Annotated in this window: 3 protein-coding genes; 1 reads left to right on the top strand and 2 read right to left on the bottom strand. The window is 57.7% G+C overall.

Annotated features, from left to right (window positions below; translation table 11 throughout):
• Nucleotides 1–100: 100 nt before the first annotated feature.
• Both malQ and malP read right to left on the bottom strand, forming a co-directional pair.
• A complete protein-coding gene (gene malQ, locus ABLU80_RS12560; RefSeq protein ID WP_045389330.1) occupies nucleotides 101–2,176 on the bottom strand; it encodes a 4-alpha-glucanotransferase in 2,076 nt (691 codons plus the stop codon).
• 10 nt (nucleotides 2,177–2,186) lie between these two features.
• Nucleotides 2,187–4,577, bottom strand: a complete 2,391-nt coding sequence (gene malP, locus ABLU80_RS12555) for a maltodextrin phosphorylase (protein WP_032709305.1) — start codon at nucleotides 4,575–4,577, stop codon at nucleotides 2,187–2,189.
• Between the two features lie 621 nt (nucleotides 4,578–5,198).
• Here malP and malT point away from each other — a divergent pair.
• Nucleotides 5,199–7,904 (top strand): HTH-type transcriptional regulator MalT, encoded by a 2,706-nt coding sequence (gene malT / locus ABLU80_RS12550; protein ID WP_015369352.1) that lies wholly within the window; start codon nucleotides 5,199–5,201, stop codon nucleotides 7,902–7,904.
• Nucleotide 7,905: the final 1 nt, after the last annotated feature.

Below are 7,905 nucleotides of genomic sequence, written 5' to 3'. Positions count from 1 at the left end.
ACAAAGCACATGTTTTCCCCGACCAAAACCGTTGCAAACCGATAACAGTATCTACCAGTAGCCCCGGTAAGCGCAGCGCCACCGGGGAATTCTCTCTGGATTAGCGGGCTTTGCGGCGCTTATCCAGATCTTTAATCAGCTTATTCACCTGCGCATCGGCAAACATCTGCTCGAGCGTCACGCTAAGCTTACGCCGCCAGTTGGGATACTCGGTACTGGTGCCCGGGATGTTGACCGGCGAAGCCATCTCCAGCCAATCTTCCGGCTGCAGCCCAAGCAGGGCGCTGTTGCTGTCGGCGATATAGCGCTGCATCCCGCGATTGAGCGTTGAGGTCATCGCCATCAGCGAGGCTTTATGTCCGGCGCGCTTCGGCAAACAGCCGTGCCGATGCAGCGCATCCAGCAACCCCTGCTTTGCTTGTTCGCGATCGGCATATAAGCCGCGCAGCACCACTTCATCCGGATACAGACCCAGCGTCTTCCCGAGCGTCAAATCACCGCTCTCCCAATAGCCGCGCAGCGTCGGGAGATCGTGGGTCGTTGCGACCGCCATCGACTGCTGTGGATAAGCCTTCGGCGCGCGGAACGTTTTATCAGGGCCATTTTCGAAATAGAGCACTTTATACGAGTAAACGCCGCTTTTGCGCAGCTTGCCGACGATTTCAACCGGTACGGTACCGAGGTCTTCGCCAATGACCATGCAGCGGTGCCGCTGGCTCTCCAGCGCCAGGATCGCCAGCAGGTCATCCACGGGATACTGCACATAGGCGCCATGGTCGGCGGTTTCGCCATACGGTATCCACCACAAACGCAGCACCGACATCACGTGGTCAATACGCAATGCGCCGCAGTTTTGCATATTCGCCCGTAGCAGTTCGATAAACGGCTCGTAGGCGCGGGCAACCATTACATGCGGATCCATCGGCGGCAGGCCCCAGTTCTGTCCCAGCGGGCCGAGGATGTCCGGCGGCGCGCCGACGGAAGCCTTGAGGCAATACAGCTCGCGATCGCACCACGTCTCCGATCCGCCTTCGGCGACGCCGACCGCCAGATCGCGATACAGGCCAATCGGCATCCCGTCCTGCTGGCTGGTGTGCCAACAGGCGGCGAACTGCGTATATGCCAGCCACTGCAGCCACAGATAGAAACTCACCTCATCGGCATGCTCCGTACAGAAGGTTTTCACCTGCGGGCTGCTCGTGCTCTGATACGCTTCCGGCCATGCCGGCCAGCCCCAGCGCATCGGATCCTGACGGCTTTGCCAGGCATGCAGCGCATCAAACGCCGCCTGCCAGTAGAGACTTTCGCCCTCGCGCAGCACGAACTGACGGAACTCCGCCATTTGCTCATCTTCACGCGTAGAAAACTCGGCCCACGCCAGACGCAGCGCGGTCAGCTTTAGCGCGGTGACGGCGGTATAGTCGACATCAGCGGTCTGCCGCGCGGCCTGCAAGGCCTGCTGGGTTTCCGCAAGCTGCCACCATGCCTGCGCGGCAGGGCTACGCTGGAAATCCTCCACCGCGTTAACGTCGATATAGATGACGTTAAGCCAGCGGCGCGAGGACGGACTGTACGGACTGGCGCTCTCCGGGTTCGCCGGATAGAGTGCGTGAATCGGGTTGAGGCCGATAAACGCGCCGCCGCGACGGGCGATTTCCGGCAGCATGGCGCGTAGATCGCCGAAGTCGCCAATGCCCCAGTTGTTCTCAGAACGCAGGGTGTAGAGCTGGACGCAGGCGCCCCATAGCTTTTTGCCCTCTTTGAGCGCCTGCGGTTCGTAGCAGCGCGCCGGGGCGACGATCGCCCGGCAGTGCCAGCGTTCGCCGTCCCGCGTGAGGGTCAGGGTGTGATAGCCCGTCGGCAATCGCCCAGGCAAAGCGAGCGTTTCGCCGCCGCGCGTCTCACCCTGATACTGCTTACCTTCTTCGGTCGTCAGCAGCCAGTGAAACGCGCCGCTTCCCGCTACCGGCAACTGCATTTTTTTACCGTGAGTAAAAACCTTGACGCTGGGCAGCGGTTCTACTGCCGCTTTCGCGGCAGTAGACGTACGATGCATAGCATCCAGCAAACGTTGTTTGGTGGCCGCCGCGATCGACTGCGGCTGGCCGTGCGCGTTGATATAGCTGGGGCTGATCCCCGCCGCCAGCGCGGCATTATCAAGGCGTTTATTCTCCATAGGCCTGTCCTTAGCGTTTTGCCTGCCAGATACGTTGCTGATAATCACGAATAGAGCGGTCGGAGCTGAACATGCCGCAGCGCGCGGTGTTGAGGATCGCCGCACGGGTCCAGGCTTCCTGGTCGCGATACAGTTCGTCTACCTGCTTCTGCGCCGCGACGTAAGCGCTAAAGTCAGCCAGCACCAGGTAAGGATCGCCGCCTTGCAGCAGGCTATGCAGCATCTGATCAAAGGCGTGTTTGTCGCCGCCGCTATATTTACCGCTTTCCAGCTCTTTCAGCACCGCGTCCAGCAGCTTATCTTTCTTGCGCCATTTCAGCGGATCGTAGCCTTTCGCCTTCAACGCCTTAACTTCTTCCACGGTATGGCCGAAGATAAAGATATTGTCCTCGCCAACCTGCTCGGCGATTTCAACGTTGGCGCCGTCAAGAGTGCCGACGGTCAGTGCGCCGTTCAGCGCCAGCTTCATGTTGCCGGTACCAGAGGCCTCTTTACCCGCCGTGGAAATCTGCTCGGAGACGTCCGCCGCCGGGATCAGCATTTCCGCCGCCGATACGCAGTAATCCGGCAGGAAGACCACTTTCAGCTTATCGCCCACCAGCGGATCGTTATTGATCGCCTCGGCCACCTTGTTGATCGCCAGAATAATATTCTTCGCCAGGTAGTAGCCCGGCGCGGCTTTAGCGCCAAACAGGAAGACGCGCGGTACGCGGTCGGCCTGCGGGTTTTCGCGGATCTCTTTATACTGCGCCAGAATATTCAGCAGGTTGAGGTGCTGGCGTTTGTATTCGTGCAGGCGCTTAATCTGGATATCAAAAATCGCCTGCGGGTTGATGTCGATACCGGTACGCCGCTTCACGAACTCAGCGAGACGCACTTTATTCGCCTGCTTAATGTCACGATAAACCTGACGGAATTTGGCATCGTCGGCGTACTTCTCCAGCTTGATCAGCTGGTCGAGATCGTTGGCCCACTCTTTCTTCAGCGTCTTATCAAGCAGGGCAGCCAGCGCCGGATTACACTGTTTAATCCAGCGACGCGGCGTAATGCCGTTGGTCACGTTATGGAATTTGTTCGGCCACAGCTGGTGATATTCCGGGAACAGATCCTTCACCACCAAATCGGAGTGCAGCGCCGCGACGCCGTTCACCGCAAAGCCGCTCACCACGCACATGTTGGCCATGCGAACCTGTTTATCATGGACCACCGCCAGCTTCGCCCACACCTGCTTATCGCCCGGCCAGGTTTTCTCCACCAGCAGTTTAAATCTGTCGTTAATCTCTTTGATTATCTGCATGTGGCGCGGCAGCAGCGCCTTGACCAGCTTCTCATCCCAGCACTCCAGCGCTTCCGGCATCAGAGTATGGTTGGTGTAAGCGAAGGTTTTGCTGGTGATGGCCCACGCATCGTCCCAGCTCATCTGGTGCTCATCAAGCAGCACGCGCAGCAGCTCCGGGATGGCGATGGTCGGGTGGGTGTCGTTCAACTGGATCACTTCATAATCCGCCAGCTCATGCAGCTTGCGGCCAGCCAGATGGTGACGACGCAGAATATCGGCCACCGAGCAGGCGCACTGGAAGTACTGCTGCATCAGGCGCAGTTTTTTCCCCGCCAGATGGTTGTCATTCGGATACAGCACCTTGGTCAATTTTTCGGCGTCGATACCCTGTTGCTCCGCGCGCAGGAAATCGCCGTCGTTGAATTTGGTCAGGTTGAACGGATGGGCATGTTTTGCCTGCCACAGGCGCAGCGGCTGCGCGACGTTATTGCGATAGCCAAGCACCGGCAGATCCCAGGCTTCGCCGGTAATCACGAAAGCCGGTTGCCATTCGCCGCTTTTGCTGACTTTACCGCCAATGCCCACCTGCACATCCAGCGCTTCGTTGTGGCGGAACCACGGATAGCTGCCGCGTCCCCAGTCATCCGGCGCTTCCATCTGCTGACCGTCAGCGAAGGATTGACGGAACAGACCGTACTGGTAGTTCAGGCCGTAACCGGTCGCCGACTGGCCGACGGTGGCCATAGAATCCAGGAAGCAGGCCGCCAGACGGCCCAGGCCGCCGTTGCCCAGCGCCGGATCGGTCTCTTCTTCCAGCAGGTCGGTCAACTGGATGTCGTACGCCTTCAGCGTCTCGCTCACTCCTTCATACCAGCCCAGGTTGAGCAGGTTATTACCGGTCAGGCGACCGATCAGGAACTCCATCGAAATGTAGTTAACGTGGCGCTGTCCTTTAACGGCTTCCGCCGCCGGTTGCGCCGCCAAAAGCTCCGCCAGCGCGCCGCTGACCGCGCGCCACCACTGGCGTTGGGTCATCTCTGCGGCTGACGATAAACCGAAACGCTGCCACTGACGCGTCAGTGCAGCCTGAAACTGAGCCTGGTTAAAAGAAGTCTGTGACATAAGAAATCCTGGTCCTTTACTAAAACGTTAGCCTTAGTGTGCCGACCTCCCGAGGCCGCTGCCTCCTCCCGAGGGGGATTAGACAGGGAGGAGTAGCGGGGATGAGCGAAAATTGTGATCGCGGCCACTTTAACGTTAGCTCGTCGACGGGAATTCGCCGCCCTATTGCGCGTGTAGAACAATAATTTCGCCAGCGCAACGAACGGCAAATTTGTTACAGCGCAATTCATAGCGCAAAGCAAAATTCGCACAGGCCATTATCGTGAAATAAAAAATAAACTACTGACAGAATAAAAAGATGCCATGACAAAAATACGTGAAATAGATTAAACCTAAGAATCCACTGACGATAATTTAATAAAAACAATCAACTACAAAAAATGCCGGGTAAAGTAATTTCGTCCCGGACGAAATCGTCGTAAACCGAGGCATGACGCGTTCTGGTACCGGTTTAAAGCTAATTAAAAACCGAAGCGAGAAATTGTGACCGAGAGCAAATTCAAGAGCATCAATTTTGGACATAACTTGCAATAACTTTCATTATCGCCGACCTTAGGAGTCATTAATTACGAAGCGCAAAAAAAATCCCCATCCCTTTCTTGCACAGCGAAAAAGTGAACTATGTTGATTCCGTCAAAATTAAGTCGTCCATCCCGTCTTGAACACACTGTGGTTCGCGAACGGTTGCTGGCGAAACTTTCCGGCGCGAACAATTATCGTCTCGCGTTGGTGACCAGCCCGGCAGGTTACGGCAAAACCACGCTCGTTTCGCAATGGGCTTCGGGTAAACATGACCTTGGCTGGTTTTCGCTTGATGAAGGCGATAATCAACAAGAGCGCTTCGCCAGCTATCTGATTGCGGCGATTCAACAGGCGACAGGCGGCCACTGCGCCGCCAGCGAAGCCATGGTGCAAAAGCGCCAGTACGCCAGCCTGCCGTCGCTGTTTGCGCAGCTGTTTATTGAGCTTGCCGACTGGCAGCGTCCGCTGTACCTGGTCATTGATGATTATCACCTGATTACCAATCCGGTGATCCACGATGCCATGCGCTTCTTCTTGCGCCATCAGCCAGAGACCATGACGCTGGTAGTGCTGTCGCGCAACCTGCCGCAGTTGGGGATCGCCAACCTACGGGTGCGCGAGCAGTTACTGGAAATCGGCAGCCAACAGCTGGCTTTTACTCATCAGGAGGCGAAACAGTTCTTTGACTGCCGCCTCGCCTCCCCCATTGAAGCCGATGACAGCAGTCGCCTGTGCGATGACGTCGCCGGCTGGGCCACCGCCCTGCAGCTCATCGCCCTCTCCGCCCGGCAGAAAAACACCTCAGCCCAGCACTCCGCCCGTCGTCTCGCCGGGATTAACGCCAGCCACCTTTCCGACTATCTGGTCGATGAAGTGCTGGATAACGTCGATGCCCGTACCCGCAGCTTCTTGTTAAAAAGCTCGCTGCTGCGCTCGATGAATGACGCGCTTATCGTCCGCGTCACCGGCGAAGAGAACGGCCAGATGCAGCTGGAAGAGATCGAACGTCAGGGGCTGTTTCTGCACCGGATGGATGACTCCGGCGAGTGGTTCCGCTATCACCCGCTATTCGGCAACTTCCTGCGCCAGCGCTGTCAGTGGGAAATGGCCACCGAGCTACCGGAAATTCACCGCGCCGCCGCCGAAGCGTGGATGGCGCAGGGATTCCCCACCGAAGCCATCCATCATGCGCTTGCCGCTGGCGATGCCGCCATGCTGCGCGATATTTTGCTCAACCACGCCTGGGGCATGTTCAACCACAGCGAGCTGGGTCTGCTGGAACAATCGCTGGCGGCGCTGCCGTGGTCGAACCTGCTGGAAAACCCGCGGCTGATCCTGTTACAGGCCTGGCTGATGCAGAGCCAGCATCGCTATAGCGAAGTGAATACCCTGCTGGCCCGCGCCGAGCAGGAGATGGATGTCGAAATGGATACCGCGATGCACGGCGATTTCAACGCCCTGCGCGCGCAGGTCGCTATCAACGCCGGCGATCAGGACGAAGCCGAGCGTCTGGCAATGGTGGCGCTGGATGAACTGCCGCTGGCGAGCTATTACAGCCGCATCGTCGCCACTTCCGTTCACGGCGAAGTGCTGCACTGCAAAGGCCATCTGAGCAAATCGCTGGCGGTGATGCAGCAAACAGAACAGATGGCTCGCCGTCATGACGTCTGGCACTACGCCCTGTGGAGCATGATCCAGCAGAGCGAGATTCTGTTTGCCCAGGGCTTCCTGCAGGCGGCATGGGAGATTCAGGATAAAGCTTTCCAGCTTATCCGCGATCAGCATCTTGAACAGCTGCCGATGCATGAGTTCCTGTTGCGCATCCGCGCGCAGCTGCTGTGGGCGTGGGCGCGTCTTGATGAAGCAGAAGAAAGCGCCCGCAGCGGCATCGCTGTGTTGGCAAACTACCAGCCGCAGCAGCAGTTGCAGTGCCTGGCGTTGATGGTGCAGTGCTCGCTGGCGCGCGGCGATCTCGACAACGCCCGCAGCTTATTAAACCGCCTGGAAAATCTGCTGGGCAACGGCCACTATCACAGCGATTGGGTCTCTAACGCCGACAAAGTGCGGGTGATCTACTGGCAGATGACCGGTGATAAAACCGCAGCGGCCAACTGGCTGCGCCAGACGCCGAAACCTGAATTCGCCAATAACCACTTCCTGCAAAGCCAGTGGCGCAACATTGCCCGCGCACAGATCCTTCTCGGTGATTTTGATTCCGCCGAAATGGTGCTGGAAGAGTTAAATGAAAATGCCCGCTCGCTGCGGCTGATGAGCGATATCAACCGTAACCTGCTGCTGTTGAACCAGCTGTACTGGCAGGCGGAGCGCAAGGGCGAGGCGCAAAAAGTGTTAATGGAAGCTTTAACCCTCGCTAACCGCACCGGCTTTATCAACCACTTCGTGATTGAAGGCGAAGCCATGGCCCAGCAGCTGCGCCAACTGATTCAACTGAATACGCTGCCGGAGCTGGAGCAGCACCGCGCCCAGCGCATCCTACGCGATATTAACCAGCATCATCGACATAAATTCGCCCATTTCGACGAGAGCTTCGTCGAACGGCTGCTGAACCACCCGGAAGTGCCGGAGCTTATCCGCACCAGTCCGCTGACCCAGCGCGAGTGGCAGGTGTTAGGGCTTATCTATTCCGGTTACAGCAACGAGCAGATCGCCGGCGAACTGGATGTCGCGGCCACCACGATTAAAACGCATATTCGCAATCTATATCAGAAACTGGGCGTCGCGCACCGCCAGGATGCCGTTCAGCATGCCCAGCGGTTGCTCAAAATGATGGGATACGGCGTATAAC

Source organism: Klebsiella sp. CN_Kp104, assembly GCF_040064515.1.
In the GTDB taxonomy this organism is placed as follows: domain Bacteria; phylum Pseudomonadota; class Gammaproteobacteria; order Enterobacterales; family Enterobacteriaceae; genus Klebsiella; species Klebsiella aerogenes.
The sequence above is the reverse complement of the archived record's forward strand: the minus strand, read 5'-3'. Positions and strand labels throughout refer to the sequence as shown.